General features: G+C 43.3%; 16 protein-coding genes. 1 reads left to right on the forward strand and 15 read right to left on the reverse strand.

From position 1 onward, the window contains the following. Positions 1-35 precede the first annotated feature (35 nt). The 11 genes from E7747_RS12245 to E7747_RS12295 all read right to left on the reverse strand — a co-directional run bounded on the left by E7747_RS12245 (position 36) and on the right by E7747_RS12295 (position 8,821). Complete coding sequence (locus tag E7747_RS12245) at positions 36-422, reverse strand: plasmid mobilization protein (RefSeq protein ID WP_136416227.1); 387 nt, start codon at positions 420-422, stop codon at positions 36-38. A 214-nt stretch (positions 423-636) separates the two neighbouring features. Further along, positions 637-1,125, reverse strand: a complete 489-nt coding sequence (locus tag E7747_RS12250; RefSeq protein WP_136416229.1) for a DUF3408 domain-containing protein — start codon at positions 1,123-1,125, stop codon at positions 637-639. Further along, a complete protein-coding gene (locus tag E7747_RS12255; RefSeq protein WP_136416231.1) occupies positions 1,122-2,207 on the reverse strand; it encodes a DUF6371 domain-containing protein in 1,086 nt (361 codons plus the stop codon). Before E7747_RS12255 ends, E7747_RS12250 begins: the two co-directional genes overlap by 4 nt. Before the next feature lie 89 nt (positions 2,208-2,296). Further along, entirely contained in the window at positions 2,297-3,652 is a 1,356-nt protein-coding gene (locus E7747_RS12260; protein WP_136416233.1) for a DUF3987 domain-containing protein, read from the reverse strand. A 3-nt stretch (positions 3,653-3,655) separates the two neighbouring features. Continuing rightward, entirely contained in the window at positions 3,656-4,060 is a 405-nt protein-coding gene (locus E7747_RS12265; protein WP_136416235.1) for a helix-turn-helix transcriptional regulator, read from the reverse strand. Between the two features lie 92 nt (positions 4,061-4,152). Then, on the reverse strand, positions 4,153-5,244 hold the full coding sequence (locus E7747_RS16650) for a hypothetical protein (protein ID WP_168185335.1): 1,092 nt from the start codon (positions 5,242-5,244) through the stop codon (positions 4,153-4,155). 131 nt (positions 5,245-5,375) lie between these two features. Next, the gene (locus E7747_RS12275; RefSeq protein ID WP_136416237.1) at positions 5,376-5,948 is read right to left on the reverse strand and encodes a hypothetical protein; all 573 of its coding nucleotides are present in this window, start codon (positions 5,946-5,948) and stop codon (positions 5,376-5,378) included. 27 nt (positions 5,949-5,975) lie between these two features. After that, the gene (locus E7747_RS12280) at positions 5,976-6,335 is read right to left on the reverse strand and encodes a helix-turn-helix domain-containing protein (RefSeq protein WP_228449151.1); all 360 of its coding nucleotides are present in this window, start codon (positions 6,333-6,335) and stop codon (positions 5,976-5,978) included. A gap of 10 nt (positions 6,336-6,345) precedes the next feature. After that, positions 6,346-6,645 carry a type II toxin-antitoxin system HigB family toxin gene (locus tag E7747_RS12285; protein ID WP_136416240.1) on the reverse strand — a complete coding sequence of 100 codons (300 nt, stop codon included), beginning with the start codon at positions 6,643-6,645 and terminating at the stop codon, positions 6,346-6,348. 76 nt (positions 6,646-6,721) lie between these two features. Further along, the gene (locus tag E7747_RS12290) at positions 6,722-7,828 is read right to left on the reverse strand and encodes a site-specific integrase (protein ID WP_136416242.1); all 1,107 of its coding nucleotides are present in this window, start codon (positions 7,826-7,828) and stop codon (positions 6,722-6,724) included. A gap of 108 nt (positions 7,829-7,936) precedes the next feature. Next, on the reverse strand, positions 7,937-8,821 hold the full coding sequence (locus E7747_RS12295) for a helix-turn-helix domain-containing protein (RefSeq protein WP_136416244.1): 885 nt from the start codon (positions 8,819-8,821) through the stop codon (positions 7,937-7,939). A gap of 570 nt (positions 8,822-9,391) precedes the next feature. On the opposite strand from E7747_RS12295, the gene E7747_RS12300 reads away from it, so the two are divergent. Then, a complete protein-coding gene (locus E7747_RS12300; protein ID WP_136416246.1) occupies positions 9,392-10,507 on the forward strand; it encodes a Fic family protein in 1,116 nt (371 codons plus the stop codon). Positions 10,508-10,616: 109 nt separating this feature from the next. Here E7747_RS12300 and E7747_RS12305 read toward each other — a convergent pair whose 3' ends face one another. The 4 genes from E7747_RS12305 to E7747_RS12320 are packed head-to-tail and all read right to left on the reverse strand — an operon-like array spanning position 10,617 to position 15,467. After that, the gene (locus E7747_RS12305; RefSeq protein ID WP_136416248.1) at positions 10,617-11,429 is read right to left on the reverse strand and encodes a TIGR02391 family protein; all 813 of its coding nucleotides are present in this window, start codon (positions 11,427-11,429) and stop codon (positions 10,617-10,619) included. Between the two features lie 37 nt (positions 11,430-11,466). Further along, positions 11,467-12,381 carry a DUF5677 domain-containing protein gene (locus E7747_RS12310; RefSeq protein ID WP_136416249.1) on the reverse strand — a complete coding sequence of 305 codons (915 nt, stop codon included), beginning with the start codon at positions 12,379-12,381 and terminating at the stop codon, positions 11,467-11,469. 34 nt (positions 12,382-12,415) lie between these two features. Further along, positions 12,416-14,320, reverse strand: coding sequence for an ATP-binding protein (locus E7747_RS12315; protein WP_136416251.1), 1,905 nt, complete (start codon positions 14,318-14,320; stop codon positions 12,416-12,418). Further along, entirely contained in the window at positions 14,307-15,467 is a 1,161-nt protein-coding gene (locus E7747_RS12320; protein WP_136416252.1) for an SIR2 family protein, read from the reverse strand. Before E7747_RS12320 ends, E7747_RS12315 begins: the two co-directional genes overlap by 14 nt. Positions 15,468-15,515: the final 48 nt, after the last annotated feature.

Raw genomic sequence — 15,515 nt, forward strand, 5'->3', positions numbered from 1 at the left:
TCACATACCCTACGACATCGTGAAACGTGCCGCTTTTAAGTATTCTTGCAAACATATTCGGTATCTTTATTGGGTCTTAATTTTTTGAGAATGTCAAACATCTTATCGACGACGGCGGCTAATTTATTGGCCGCGCTGCGAAGTTTGAGCTGATGAAAACAGGTCATTGCCTGATTGAAATCGGAACTGAGATTTAGTATTCCTTTGGCAATCTCCTGTTCAATCCCGCTCAGGCGACTGACAATCGTGAGCCGGAACGCGCCGTGTCTGACATACTCTGCCATCTTTACTCCGGCGGTTTTTGACCGCTCCAGAAGGTCGGAGTATTCTGCGTTGTTCAGTTTGATTGTCACCACATGGGTGCGCTTCTCATCGGTCGGTTTAGAGGGACGACCGCCCTTTCTGACAGTTGGTTTACTCATAGTAGACATTGTTGTGGTTTATGTGAATCGGGGAGGCAAAGAGCGGCTTATGCTGCGCAGTTTCTTTGCGGAGCAAAGCGGCGGAGCCGGTTATGGGAGTCGTTTTCGGAGAAAAAGAAATCCCGAAACATATCCTTGCCTTCCCAATTCACTACGTTCATCGGGAAGCTGCCCCACGGTGTACCGGGTGCAGTGGTAACCTGACATTATTATCTCAGAGTTTGCGCCATATTTCGATGTCGTTGGCATAGAGATTGAGATGCTCCAAGAGGACGGCGTTGATGTAACTGCCGACGGTGGTGTCTCGGTCGCCGAGGATACGGGCGATGCGTTCGAGCTTCTCCCATACGCTGTCCTCGATGTTGACCGGGTGACGCTTCACCAGCTTAGACGGAGCGAGATAGGTAGCCTTGAACTCAGCGTAATCGGATTTACGCTGCTGCTTGCCCACGCGCTGTTGCTTGGGCTGCTCGGTAGTGTCGGTTGCCGTCTGCTCGTTGTCAAACAGATTATCCGTGTTGGCAGGAGAAGTGCTGTTGACAGCGTTGTCGCTGTTTACAGCATTGATAGTGGGAGTTGAGTTGATGGAGTTATCTGGTTGCATAATAATTTGTGGTTTGATGGTTGATACTTTGGATTCGGGTGCATCGGTCAACTGAATTGACTTGGATGCGGTTGTTGACGGAGATTTCTTTGCTGTCATGATTTATCAGTTTTTGAGGGTTTGTGAATAGTATCAGTATCCGGGTTGTACCGTTCAACTGACACAAGAGTGAGTTGCAGATCATCTATGAGTTTCTGCAAAATCGGATTGCGGCGTATCATTGATTGCAGTATCGCTTGGTCAGGCTCGATTTGCAGCAGATAATCTGCTATGTCGAGTCCGGCTGTTCGCTCGTCATCAGTGGCAACTTCTTCAAGGAAGTTGAAGATGCTTGCCTCGATACCGAGACTGCGTAACAAACTCAGCTTCTGTCGCCACTGGTCAGTTGCGCCAATATCGGGATAGAGGATAACCTGACAGCTACGGAGAACACGGAGTGCATCGGCATTGACGCAACCGTTTTTACCACCTGTCGCCAGCCATACATATTCCGGCAGGTAATACGCCGACACAAGAGCGGTCTTCTCGCTCTCGACGATGGCAACCGGTTTGCCTCGGTTCATCGGCAAGAGGTGTTCGCCGAAAAAGCACTGACGCAGATTGAAGTCGGGCATCTTTAACAGCGAGAGAACCCATGTCACATGATTGAATGGCTCCTTGACACGCTTGCCGCTGTCTGTATTATAGAGCATGACCTTTCCGGTACGGGTGACACCATTGACATCGGTCTGCCAGAACACGCATGACCCCGGCCAGTGTTTCGATGTGCCTACGCGATAATCCTTCATCAGACGGAGCGCGTCCTCTGCTCCGAACTTGGAGCGGAGGAACTGATAGAGATTGTTCTTCTCATATCCGTGCAGAGTCTGTGAAACAGTCTCTGCCGCGATGAAGGAGGTAGGCTTTCGCTGCTCGGTCGGCTTGGCTCGCCATGCTGACGGAGCTGCGAAATCGCAGTGCAGAGGCTTCGCCTGAGGATTACGCTCGAAATATTCCTTCGGCGTAAGATGATAGCCGCAGCTCTGTTCATGGTCGCATCTGCCCACATCGTCGGGAAACGAGATTTGTTTCTTGGTGTCAATATATCGGCTAAAGCAACGTTTCTTGTGACAGGCGGGGCAGGTGTGCCGTGTAGCCACTCCTTTGTATGGCTGGAGAATGAATCGGTGTGTGTTATTCATAGATTCTCAAAAAAACGGTTCGCACTATCTGCATTATCCGCATTTTGGAGGCAGAAAATGCCGAAAGTGCAGAAAATGCAGGTTTACAGTCATATCTTGCCATAAATTCCATGACGTATTTTCTGAAAGTGAATCCCGGTGAAACGCCTGATAAAATCCTTGAAGGTACGCTCTGGCATAGAATTTTCGGCGGCGATTTCCACACCCTGCTCAGTTGTGAACTCATCGGGTAGAGCCGACATCACGGCTCTTTGTAGTTCCGACAGCGACAGCTCGCGGATAATGCCCTGTACTCTTGTGGCGGTTGTCTTGAAATAATCCACAAGTGATATGGCATTTTCAACCGAGACAAGATCTATTTCCGATTTGTCAGCTTCACCACAGGCCCAGCGCGCCATTTGCATTATTAGACAAAAGCGTATGGCATGGAAATCAAACTTGTTATAGACACCTTTCAGTGCGTCACTTTCCTCCCGGTTACATTCCTCAGTGTTCTGACGTTGCCATTCATAAAGTCGCGATTTTGCCTCAGGAGTGAAAGGCAGGATACCGGCGACTATATTGCCGTCATCATCGGTTTCGTAGGGCATCGCCACAAGTCTGCCGATGATGTCAGCCCATGCCGCTTCGATGTCGAACGACGGTTCTCGGTCGCTCCACGGCTGCTTGTCCTGATTGCCGGGCATAACGAACAGCAGACGGTCAATGAAACCATTTGAAGTGCGACTTCCCTGAGCCAGCTCATTGAGTATGCCGTTCTGTATAGTGCCCACAACCGAGATAAAAGGACGGCTGATATAAATCGAGTTTTTCACGCCTTTGCGGTCGGAGTACGACGGATTGGCATTGAACAGTTTGAGCCAATATTCCTCGTCAGAGCCTTTGTTGTAGCGGTTGAAGTTCTTGAACCATCCTGCAAGCTCGTCATTCCACATAAGTATGCCACGCAGATTCTGCGAGTGAATAAGCAGCATGGCTTCCGGGGTGGCGTCAGAAATAAGAAAACGTTTGCATACCGGGGCCACAGGGTGCGGGTCTGTACGCTCCTTCATCGGCAGTTCACGTTGACGCTCGTATTCCTCGCACTCCTTGACGTATGCGCGTGTCGCCTTACCGTCCAGCTCCGTGAACGGACGTATGGCGAAATTCAGCGGATGCGACTTACAGGCACCGGGTCTGCCGACAAGAGCCATGAAAAGAATCGCGCTCTCATCCCATTTCCCTTTGAGCCGGGCGAAATGGGTATTGCCGATACCCAGCCCGACAGCCACAAGCATAGCTCCTGCCAGATAATCCACCGGGTAACCGTAACACTCATTCGCCTCCCGCACGATACGCTGAATCTTCATAGGCATGGCACCCAAAGGGAAATCGCCGCCTTTAATCTTTACGTTCATGTCAACGGCCTTGCCGAGCACGAGCATCGGATCGATAGACTTTCCCATAAGCTATCGTCGGTTAATGGATTTGGCGCGTGTGCCGCGACTGATTTCGGATTCCATCTCGGCAAAAGAAAGAACAGAAGACTGACGTTTGTTTTCTTTTACATGCTCAACGAGTTCACTCTCGATGAATCGCCATTCTTTTTCTCCCGGCACTTTGTATGCCGGCACCAGACCCTCCTTTGCAAGACGGTAGACTGTGGATTTAGCCTTGCCAAGAATTTCACAGGCCTCTGCCAGACCGATGAATTTTGTGTTGGACTTCTGGTTACCTCTCTCGGAGGTGAGTTGAGCGCGAAGCTCCCTCACCTCATCGGCCAATTCCCTGACGAGATTGACCAGTGATGACACTGCACCCGGCAGCTCATCGAATGTAATGGTGTTGTTGTACATGAAAACTGGCGAACCCACGTTTATGTGAATTCGCCAGCAAAGTACGGAAGTGTATAAATGGTGGAATTGAGCACCCGGTTCAGGGCTATTCCCACCGTAGCCCCACCATGTCACCACCCATCGTTATAACTGTATTCGTCAGGGTCTTCTAAAATGTTATCTCCGGGATTATAGGGAGTTAACGTCTCTGCCATATCAGCCATTGCCAACTCCATCGCACTCATGGCGCGTTTTGGCTTATTTGTTTCTTTAGCGGATTTTTTAGATTTGGATGACTGTTTTTTCGAGGCCGTTTTTTCGGTTACGGATTTGGTGGGAGCTTCCACCGGATCATCTTCATCAGGGATTACAAAACATTCAACATTTTCGTTGATTTTTATCTTGCCTTGTGTGCCGTTATATTTCAGTTTTCTTTCAATGGTGCATACCTCGACATCGCGGAACGTATCGGCAAACACCTGTTTCAAGAAATGTGCCGTGTGAAGATTATACTTCTTGAACGGTTTGGCTATGTTCCAGCCAAAGTGCATCATGTCGGTGGTGGTGAGTTCGTCAGGCAGTCTGATTGCTGCCTCTTTTGGAAATTCCGGTACACCCGACGTGTGGATAAATTCAGTTATTGCGTCAATGATTTTCTCCACAACATTCTTTTCAACGAACGGAGACATGATATAACCCACATATAGGATTACATTAGCTTCTTTTTCATAGGCTCTGTCTTCCTGACGTTTCTTGGCTTGTTCGCGTCTTCCCTCATAGTCGATGACAATTTTCTTCGGTGTAGGAGTCTCGATTTTTACAATACCGGATTGTGCGGTATCTACGGTCTGTTCAGTCGTCGGGACTTCGATGGCGTGTTGCTGAATCTGCGCTGTTGGCTTGACCGTGGTATCTTCAGAGATTGGCAACGATTCCGTTGAAGATTCTGCTTCTGCCAACTCTATGGTCTGTCGCTCTTGAAAGCCGAGCCATTTGAAAAGGCTCTGGAAGGCGGACTCGAAAGTTTTGATAAAGAAATCGCTGAATCCCAAGTACAACAATACAAAGGCAACGATAATGCCGATAAATATCAGATTGGCATTGAAACTACTCATGCCGCCGGTGTCTATAGCGGATTGTCGGGCAACTGCGGCGAGCGCAAGAGCAGCTAAGCCAATCCATAACTTTAGTTGCCATTGTTCGGGGATATGTCCGTTCTTCATTCTTTTAATTTTGTGAAAAATTCATCAATTTTTATAACGAACACAACCACAATGATGTTCAGCGACATAAAAAGTGCCACCCCAAATCAATGGAATGGCACTGGGAATATGAGAATAATGGATATTTTGTTTCAATCTGTATTCCAGCGATTCGATTCATCTCCTTCATAAGCATCTAAAGGATTCCCATAGTCGGGCTTCTCCGACCAGTCATCTCCGTCACTTGACGTTTTCGTTAGAATTCCATCTTTTGACAACTCATAATAGCAAAATAAGATGCCTGTTTCCCATGTGTCAACAGTATATAACTCAATGGAACCGTCTTTTTGTTCTTTGTATTTATTAAAACATAGACCCGATATTCGACTCCCGTCTAATCGATACAATTCATACATATCATTTCTATTCGCGATTATAAATGTGTCAAAAGGGGCAATTTCTTTGAACTCAAATGGAATAATGATATCTCCTTGCAGGTTTACGATACCACACTTACAATCTTTATATACATTTATTCCTGTTTTGAAAAGTCCATTAGGATTTATAGTCGTTGGTATACCAATTATACAATTAAATAAATCGGTTCCCCAAAAGCCCTGCACTATCAGTTTTTTCTCAGATAGTATCTGAGAATCTAATTTTATAGAAAGAGTCTTACCAAGACTCTTTCTATAATCTTTATTTATGATTTTCTTATATGCCATTAATCTGTGGGAAATATGGTGATATATTTACATTCCAAGCATGGCTGCTGGAGCTATGCCAAGAATAAGGCATATGGCTCGTGCTATGCGCAGGGTTGGTTCGGCACGACCTGAAATGTAATCGCTTACTCTTGACGGACTCACACCGAGCTCTTTGGCAAGCTGTTTCTGGGTCATGCCTTTTTCCTCTATTGAGAGACTGATCAGTTCTCCAATAGTGGGCTTTGCTATTGGATAATGGATTTTCTCATAGGCTTCAACCACATCTGAAACAATGGTAAGCTCAATGGCATTCTTGTCGCTTGCCGGAGTTTCGTCCGTTACGAGCGGCAACAACTCCTCAATGCGGTTGAGTGCATACTCATATTGCTGTTTTGAAATTTCCATATCGTCGCTATTAGATGGTTGAACAATCAATTTTGTCATATTCACTATGAGTCCCGACAAATCGTATGAAGATTCTTCCGATAGTGAACTTTATCACTACGACCAGCCGATAGTTATTGCCTTTTATGTTAAAGACATAGTGCTGGTTGCCGACATAGTCTGTTGCAGGGAAATCATCGCGTATTTCCGACAGATTATGCCATTGCGCTTGCTGAGCAATGTCGTACCATCGCTCCAACGCAATTCTCGAATCTCCGTTTCCGGCTGATTCATAGAACTCTTTGAGTTTTCTATGTGAAATGATGTGCATAACTTTTCTGTTTGCAAAGTTAATAACAAATTTTGAAATGCAAAAGTTTTTAGTTTAATAATTCTGTATGACAAAATTATTTCAGAGAAATGACCATAGATGCCTCTCTCGCTCGTTCATCAACAACTTTGGCGTAGATTTGCGTGTTTTTCACGCTTTTGTGGGTTAGCATCTTGCTGATGGTGAGAATGTCCACGCCGTTGGCGGCAAGCAACGTAGCGAAGCTGTGGCGCATCGAATGGAAGGTTATCCGTCGGGTAATGCCAGCGGATTTAATCCACTCTTTCAGAGGATGATTCACCATGTGGCGTTTAAGGCCTTTGAAAATCAGCCCTTCCGAACGCTCACCGCAGAGTGCGAGAGTCTCATCGCTGATAGGGAGGTTTGTTTCTTCCTCGGTTTTCTCAGTACACATTCTTATGAGATAGCCTCCGTCCTGTCCCATTTGGATATGTTCCCATGAGAGTTGCAGAATGTCGCTTATGCGTAGTCCGGTCATGCAGCTAAACAGAACCGCCTGTTTCAGAACGGGGATCTTACAAGGCGTAGCGACAAGTAGTTTGACTTCCGCGAGTGTAAGAAACTCTTTCTTGACTTCTTTCCACTCGATTTTATCAAGGAAGTCATTGATATTCTCGCGGAGATATTTCTCCTGATAAGCCATTTTCAGCAAGGCTCGGAATGTCGACCAATATCCTGCCGCCGAATTGTGGGAGATTGGTCCTTTGCCGTTGTTGCGCTGACGTTGGGCAGATAGAAGATAAGTACGGAAGCCCTTGCAGAAGTCAACTGTCAGGTCACAGAAACGACACATGCCCTTACAGTAGATCTCAAAGTGCCGGAGAACGCAGTCCCATTTCTGATACTTCTGACGGCATTTCTGTTTGAAGTATGCAAGGAAGTCCATGCGTAACTTCTCTTTATCGAGAAAATCGAACTGCTCGTTGAGCAACTGCTCGAAGCGACGGCAGCGGATAGCCTCTGCCTTTTCAAGCATAGAGGAGTTGAACTGACGCTCCCGCTCATTCTTGGGCGAGGCATAGATATAGATGCCGAGGGTTTCACGGCGGCTCATCCGGTTGGTATGGGGATTACGGATGGCAGGATAGAAATCAAGGTAGAGCGATATGCGTCCACCCGAAATAGCCTTCTGACGAAGGAAAACTTTGGTGCATGTATTCATACGCGTTTGATTTAGAGATTTGATGCGAAGGTAGGGAGTGTTCAAATGGTGGACTCGGACACCCAGTTCAGGGCGTTTCCCACCGCTAGTCCACTGTTCTCCACCGCATCATATCTTGGGTGGAGCAAACAGATTATCAAGCTCTCGCTTGGATATTTTGACGATTCTTCCGACCTTAATCTTGCTTATGCCGTAGGTCTTGACATAATGATAAATCTGGTCGCGTGTCATGTTGTACTTTTCAATTGCCTCCGGAATCGTATAGTATTCTGGCTCATTGACTGCAACACCTTTTGCCTTGTCGAAATGCCATTTTGAGTAGCGGGCTTCACAACCTATTTTCATTTTCGGAATTCTCTCCTTTGAGACAAGATTATAGATTGCCGAGAGCGACATACCATAACGCTCCTGTATCTCCGCAGCGGTGTACCATTCGGTAATTTCTTCTTTCGGGGTAGATTTGGCAAAGAACCGATCTATATGCGACTTGCTCCAGAGCGTTTTTCCTCGTTGGGTTAGCTTTGGGAAATTGTTTTCTTTCGCCGCCTTGAATAGCCACGAATTACTGATGCCGAATTTTTCCAGCACCTCTTTGGTGGTGTAGAACTCAGTGATAGTCTGCTTCTCCTTTGCCGGACGTAACTGATAGAGATGTGAACCATCGAAAAGAGAATTAAGGCTATTTCTGCTGATAAGAGTTTTTCCCTTGAACTGGAAACAAGGGATAGAATTAGTGGCAAGATAATTGTAGATGCTTCTTCTGCTCACTCCTAAAAGATGAGCGCATTGTCCCGGAGAAAGAAAGGGGCTGCTCTCGATTGTCTTTGGACTGTTAGCCTTTGACTGTTCTTGCGCTACATGTTCCTTTCGCTTTGCGTTTTTATAGGCGTGTTCGGCACAACGCTTGGAACAATACCGCGTTGTACACTTGCGAGCAATGAAGGTGCAGCCACACCACTCGCAACTCTTTGTGATTTCAATAGTGCTACTCATTGATTTACGCTTTTATTTCTGTTAATATTCTGTTAAAAGTGTGCAAGGGCGTGCAATGGTGTGCATCAGTGTGCAAATCGTCCACAACCTTACATTCAGTTCAGCCCCGATTGAGTAACGAGATACAACCGGGATACAAAAATGGGCGTAAAATCGAGCAGAAACGGTTAAAACCGAGAAATGCGGCAACAAAAATGGCACCCAGTAAAGAGTGCCATACTAACATATTATGCTATTTTGTAATCGTTTCTAACTATATAGTCATTTGCCGATGCACACTATATAATCAATTAATAAACAGTGAGTTAGCCTCTTGAAAGGTACAGATGGTGGATGTGCTAAGTCGCTTACTTTCAATGATTTATTGTGTGATTGAATTTTGAAAGTGCAATTTGCTTGCAATCAGCGTTTTCGGGCAAATCGTCTGTACCGCTATGTTCTTGTTTCCGAGAGCAAAGTTATACAAAATCACAGAAACTACAAAAATAATCACGGTAAAAAATTACGCTATTCTCCGTAAATTTAAGGAGAATGTTTGGTGGTTTAGCTGCAAATGACTAACTTCGCGGTATGAGACGAACTGTAAGACATAGTGCCTATATATGGCAACGGAAGGATTGGCCGGAGTTCTGCTGGGACTCTGAGGCGTTGCTTGAACCGCTTAGTAGGCTCAGTCAGTTGCATGGACTCCTGAACGGCAGGATGTCTATGCTTGGATTCAACGAGAAGTGTCGGTCGCTGTTGTCGGCCATGACTGAGGAGTTGATAAGTTCTTCGGAAATCGAGGGCGTGTTGCTCAATCCGAATTCGGTGCGTAGCAGTATTGCACGACGGCTCGGAATCGAGGATGACGGACTATTGGTTGAGGATCATTATGTCGAGGGGTTAGTCGATGTGATGCTTGATGCCGTGCGTAATTGCAGGGAGCCATTGACAGATGAACGATTATTCAATTGGCACGCTGCTTTGTTTCCTTTTGGGAGAAGTGGTATGCACAGAATCACAGTTGCCGATTGGCGTAGGGGTGAGGAGCCGATGCAGGTAGTGTCCGGTGCTTTCGGGCATGAGAAAGTGCATTATGAGGCTCCGCCATCAGATGCTGTTCCGGCTGAAATGGAGCGGTTGATTGAGTGGTGTAATACAGCCAATCAGTCACCGTTCATCATGGCTGCTGTGGCACACTTGTGGTTTGTGACCATACATCCGTTTGATGACGGCAACGGTCGCATAAGCCGCACACTTGCCGATATGCTTCTCGCTCGGCTTGATGAGGATTCAGCGCGATATTACAGTATGTCGGCTGAAATCAACCGCAACAAAAAGGCATATTATGAAGTTCTTGAAAGGACGCAAAAAGGAAATCTCGACATAACCGAATGGATGCTGTGGTTCTTTGGCTGTTTGGAAAATGCCATTGTCCGCGCTTCGGGTATAATCGAGCGGACATTGCAGAAAGCGGCATATTGGGATGAGTTCCGCGATGTTGACATAAATGAGCGTCAGCGCAAGGTAGTCAACCGCCTGTGGGATGGCTTTGAGGGAAAACTGACATCTTCAAAATGGGCGAAGATATGCGGTTGCTCGCAAGACACAGCGTTGCGCGACATCAACGACCTTATAGCCAAAGGAATGCTCCGCAATAGCGGCGAAGGCGGACGCAGCGCCAACTACCTCCTGCCGGATTGAGCGTTCGATAGCAAATCAGTTGTTGCATTTTCTACAACAACTGAATTCCACCGTTTCAAAAATATTATTGTATTATTTTGAAAAATGAAAGAATGGTAACTTTTAATTTCTAAGATATTCTTTGAGCATTATCCAATTTCCTGTGACAGAGCGAGACCATTCCTAATATGTCCAAGGCATCTACTTTATTGATTGGCCACTTTTCTCTGGGAGAATGAGATTCAGGATTTCTAAACATTGAGTAAAGTGCTTTAAGCATTGTTCCAAAGCCTTTATGCTCAGAAATTTCGGAGTCAGTTTGGAATCCATTTATCAGGAGTTTGGGACACTTCTCTGAAAGAACAAGATCCACTAGAACAGCACCATCCTTTCCAAAAATAGATGATCTTTCTCTTAGCCGTTCAAACAATCCTTTGATTGCTTCGTCTACTGCATGAAAATAGTCATCTGCAAGTAACTCCGGCATGCAATATTGAAAAATTTGCTGATGAGTGTTTCTGGCTTGAAGTTCAAGTTTTAATGAATTGGCTCGCTCTTCCGCTTCGGGTATTGTTTTGATGTTGGCACATTTTCTCAACCCTCCACTTTCAGAAATTTCATACCCTCCAAATGCCAACAACCGATTGGCTTCCGCACGTTGTGAATCAAAGAGGAGTTTATCTCTATTGACGAACCTGGTAGGTTGAAAATATAACTTACAAAAATTTAGAATGGCGTTACAACAATGTTTTCGGTTCTGATAAATAGCAAACGCATTGAAGAGCCTTCTCCATTTCGTTATTCCGGGAGAATAGTCTTCAATTTGTGCTTGAGCCAAGTAACGAGAAATATCTGGTCCCGTTAGACCATCTACGGTATCACCCATGATTTTCGCCAGCCCTTGGATTATACCTTCGCTTAGTGGAGGATATGCTATTGCCATTTTTATTGTTTGTGAAGTCGGTTATATTACATCTAAGTCAACAATTGTTTTTTTCTATAACATATCGTTCTGTAAAAGGATATAGGGTTTCATAATACTTTTCAGCATTTGTCGTGGCTTTGCAAAAATCGAGGACGAGTTCAGACAATAAATGATATGTTAATGATAGATAGATATGCACTAACTCTTTCTCGTCATCTCTTTCTTTATATCGTTGCCCGAATTGAAGTATACCTAAATATGAAGGATGAGATGTTAGAGACAAGTAAGTATAGCAATCTCTCATGTTATCGTCTTTAAAGAAGTATAGAGGAGATTCTTCTAATGATATTGATTCAAATTGAATGATTCGTTCATGATCTTTTACAAACTTAAAACCTTTTAATTGGGAAGTATTTTTTTTAATCGCATGTGATATTTGTTCTCTCGCGGATTTAGTCGTATCTAAACACCCAACTATATCTGATAAATTCCGTCTTAATTCTTCTACCGAATTCTTATCATAAAGCTGGATGTGGCGAAATGATTCCGTAACATTTTTCAGGTTTACACGATTGTTTAAGCCTCTAATCTCCCATATATAAAGCAACAAATCACGCTCCAATACATTATCAGTTGAAACATAGATATTTCTAAATATAAAAGCTCGCTCATAAAGAGCCCGAACTAAGGAGGCGCAGGAATGTACATCTATAAGAAATGTACTATGATATCCCCAATGAATTCCTTTTGCTAAAGATAAAATTGATTGTGCTGTGCATGTTGCCATTTGCAGATTGCATTGAGAAATGCAATCTGCCTCTTCTGCGTTAGGATTCTCTTTTCGCCAGAGCAAAATCATCTCAACGGATTTTTCTATAAGTGAACTTATAGCGTCTGTTACAATGTTTTTTGTATGTCTGGGATGAGAATCCATGAATTGAAGGAGGATATTTTCTTTTTCTGTATTCATACACTTATCATTAGCTTTAGCTATTGAGCTTAGTTTATGCTTTCCAGTAATCAAGCAATTTTAGTGTCTCATTGTCAGGCTTATGCCGATCATTCATCTTGTCAATTTGTATTATGAGAGGCATTTCAACGACCTGACCAGCCACTACACATGATCCAGTTGGCAGAATAGGGAGAGATTCTTGCGAAATTCTATCAAGATACGAAATAGTTTTTGCGACCTTGGTAAGATCTTCATCATTTACCAATCGATGAATAAAGTAATTATGAAGCTGAGATACTATGGTAGATGAAATGTCAGATGGACGCTGGCTTGCTATAGTCATAAATACACCGAACTTTCGTCCTTCCTTGATTATTTCCTCAAAGACTTCAAGACGGTAGTCTTTCCAACTTTCACTTTCTCTCGTGGACTGATACGATAGAATATTATGAGCCTCATCTATCACTATATTAAGATAGGGAGTAGCCTTATCTTTATTTTGAGTATGTTGCTTATATGCACTATGGCAAAGAAGAAGAGGAATCATCTTTTTTGTGTCTTGATTTGCCATCCGTAAGTCAACGACCACAATATTTGACTTATCCCAAAAATCGACATCCTCTTTGAAATCAAGTACCATAGAAATGTTCCTGACCATGCTTTTCAGTTTTTCTATTGCGGGATGGATATGGTCATTTTGTGCGCGACTATTTTTTACATCTTGTACTAATTGTAAATATAGGATGTCAATGAAGAATCGAATAAAATCATCTGGAATTTGATATTCTAGAGCTTGAGTATAATAATGAGTACGCTCAACGAATTCACCATTTTTATTTCCCTCAAGATCTCTGTCGCTTAATTTCCTCTTATAAGCGCTCTCTCTATCTCCTGGAAGGTAGTAGTATTTATGCGTCTCATGATATGATACACTTTCCCTAAGGTCTACACCAAATCCGTCTACATCATATTTCGGGGGTACAATTGATACTATATATTCCAGTAGAGGTTCAACTTTCGATTTGTCCTCCATTGTAAAGATTGCTTTTATATTTTTGCAAAGCATTGCTCGGAATATATTTTGCATTTCGTCTTTATTACCGCCCTTATCCCTAAGCCAATGATATAAATTGAGTGCCCTTGATATGAATGGTCTTTGAGTCTTCTCGGTAGCTGACGCGAAAATACACAGAGTGTCCAGATCCATCACCGAATCTTGACTCATTGGTATCTTATTTATAGGTGTATATGTTGACAACTTATAGACCTTCTTGCCCTCTGTCATTACGGAATCTCCTGAATACTCCCCATTGAAATCTATAAAAAGGAATCGGGAGTTGGCTTTGAAGTTGTCATTTCCTCTGAAGAGTTCAAATAACCTGTGGTAGATTTGTGCCAGCGTATAAGATTTACCACTCCCAGTATTGCCAAAAATACCAACATGGTTTGAAAATAGATTTTGAACGCCTAGACTAACAATAATCTGTGAATCAGTGGATAATGTTCCCAGCCTGATTGTGAGTTCGTCATCGTTCTGAACAAAGCGATGAATCGAACTAAACTCTTTAGTGTTTAGAATATATGCCTCATTGCCTACTAGAGGAAGAGTCTTTACGCCCTTGACAAATCCAGAAGTAGTCATATAACCTATGAGAGACGTACAGAGTACTCGTTTTATATGATGCCCTTGTTCTTCATAGTTTACAGCTTCTTGAGAGTTGTCTTGATTAATAAATTCGGTTTCTATTTTGGCAATGAGCATATCAAAACCATTTAGAATCTTCAAGTATGAACCTACTGAAACATTCTTTATAAGTTGCCCATAGAAAAAGATATGAGGGAGATTCTTTTCTTTGTCAACCGCAATTTTCACCTCACGTCCGCTTATAGAAATGACTTCGCCAATTCTAAAGATTGACAGCTCGGATATGATAGCCTCGTTGTTAAATGGTTCCATGCAAAAACTGAGGTGGAATTAAATTTTTGATATGGTTAAAGATGACGTTTATGCCTTTGAATGAAAATTCTGGCGCTAACGGAGTTCCATCCTTGTCTTTTAAATCAGAGGGACCAATGATAAAGACGTTTGGGAATCCCTCGAATTTGCTAGAAAAACCGTCTTTCACACTGTCTTGATATGCAAATATTATTATATTTAATGTCGGATTCCTGCGAGCCGTCCGGCAAGTAATATTAAGAATATGTTCATCAGCAAAAGAAAATCCCATTGCAAATAGCAATGAATTTTCCTTCTCCAAGGAATTAGAATACATGCGCATCATCTCATAGAAATGAGAATCTGTCACAGTTAAACTAAACTTACTTTTATTAGGATTCACCATAGCAATCTTTTCATACTCAGCCAAGAATGGTTCCGCTTCTTTTACAGAATCTTCTGGATTTTCAAGCAAATCGAAATCACAACGCATGGTGGATAGTTCTCCATATTGAATCTGGTTCTCATTTTTTAACGCCTTTAAGGCATCCGATACCTTTACTACCTGTGATAATGCGCTGTCCTTAGTAATATCACCGACTTCGTTTGTTAGCCAATTAATTCCTCCATGTATTTTAAGGAGATTAAATGTCGGAACTTCGGTAGTGTTCATGAAGTGGACGCTATTCTTCATCACTTTCTTTTGGAACATTGTTTCATCCAAAATGGGATTGATTGTTCCACGGAAGCCGTCATTAAATTCCACCTTCATAAGATCGGCAGCTCGCTCCACAAACATATCTATATTGGTGGAATATATGTTGATTTGTCTGGAAAGTATATTATTACTCCTATGGTGCAGTATGTAAGACCATAGTTGGAAGAAAAGAGAATACTGTTCCATTACCTCTTGGTAACGATTCTTATCTTCTCCTTCAACAACCGGAACAGAGAGGTTCGGATAAATGACACCAGTAAAGTATTCTTTGTAAATAGCCGTTTCTATGATTTTCCTTTCATCTTTGCCTATAGTTGCGTCATGAGATAATTGAGTCAAACGAGATTCAATCTCGCCCAACACCGGCAAATATGGTCTGGAAAGCCCCGAACCAAACATAAAGTTTATGTTCGAAGATTGGATAAAATTTTTAAGTATGTCTATTGTCATAAAAACATTTGAGGAAAGTGTGATTAAATTTCAACATCTACATCCTAA

The sequence above is a fragment of the Duncaniella dubosii genome (assembly GCF_004803915.1).
Lineage (GTDB): Bacteria > Bacteroidota > Bacteroidia > Bacteroidales > Muribaculaceae > Duncaniella > Duncaniella dubosii.

What these genes read in the sequence shown, in the direction of transcription:
- E7747_RS12320 (WP_136416252.1), bottom strand. Translation starts at nt 15,467, where the DNA reads ATGACAATAGACATACTTAAAAATTTTATCCAATCTTCGAACATAAAC.
- E7747_RS12245 (WP_136416227.1), bottom strand. Translation starts at nt 422, where the DNA reads ATGAGTAAACCAACTGTCAGAAAGGGCGGTCGTCCCTCTAAACCGACC.
- E7747_RS16650 (WP_168185335.1), bottom strand. Translation starts at nt 5,244, where the DNA reads ATGAAGAACGGACATATCCCCGAACAATGGCAACTAAAGTTATGGATT.
- E7747_RS12280 (WP_228449151.1), bottom strand. Translation starts at nt 6,335, where the DNA reads ATGGAAATTTCAAAACAGCAATATGAGTATGCACTCAACCGCATTGAG.
- E7747_RS12250 (WP_136416229.1), bottom strand. Translation starts at nt 1,125, where the DNA reads ATGACAGCAAAGAAATCTCCGTCAACAACCGCATCCAAGTCAATTCAG.
- E7747_RS12295 (WP_136416244.1), bottom strand. Translation starts at nt 8,821, where the DNA reads ATGAGTAGCACTATTGAAATCACAAAGAGTTGCGAGTGGTGTGGCTGC.
- E7747_RS12315 (WP_136416251.1), bottom strand. Translation starts at nt 14,320, where the DNA reads ATGGAACCATTTAACAACGAGGCTATCATATCCGAGCTGTCAATCTTT.
- E7747_RS12285 (WP_136416240.1), bottom strand. Translation starts at nt 6,645, where the DNA reads ATGCACATCATTTCACATAGAAAACTCAAAGAGTTCTATGAATCAGCC.
- E7747_RS12275 (WP_136416237.1), bottom strand. Translation starts at nt 5,948, where the DNA reads ATGGCATATAAGAAAATCATAAATAAAGATTATAGAAAGAGTCTTGGT.
- E7747_RS12300 (WP_136416246.1), top strand. Translation starts at nt 9,392, where the DNA reads ATGAGACGAACTGTAAGACATAGTGCCTATATATGGCAACGGAAGGAT.
- E7747_RS12310 (WP_136416249.1), bottom strand. Translation starts at nt 12,381, where the DNA reads ATGAATACAGAAAAAGAAAATATCCTCCTTCAATTCATGGATTCTCAT.
- E7747_RS12260 (WP_136416233.1), bottom strand. Translation starts at nt 3,652, where the DNA reads ATGGGAAAGTCTATCGATCCGATGCTCGTGCTCGGCAAGGCCGTTGAC.
- E7747_RS12255 (WP_136416231.1), bottom strand. Translation starts at nt 2,207, where the DNA reads ATGAATAACACACACCGATTCATTCTCCAGCCATACAAAGGAGTGGCT.
- E7747_RS12290 (WP_136416242.1), bottom strand. Translation starts at nt 7,828, where the DNA reads ATGAATACATGCACCAAAGTTTTCCTTCGTCAGAAGGCTATTTCGGGT.
- E7747_RS12305 (WP_136416248.1), bottom strand. Translation starts at nt 11,429, where the DNA reads ATGGCAATAGCATATCCTCCACTAAGCGAAGGTATAATCCAAGGGCTG.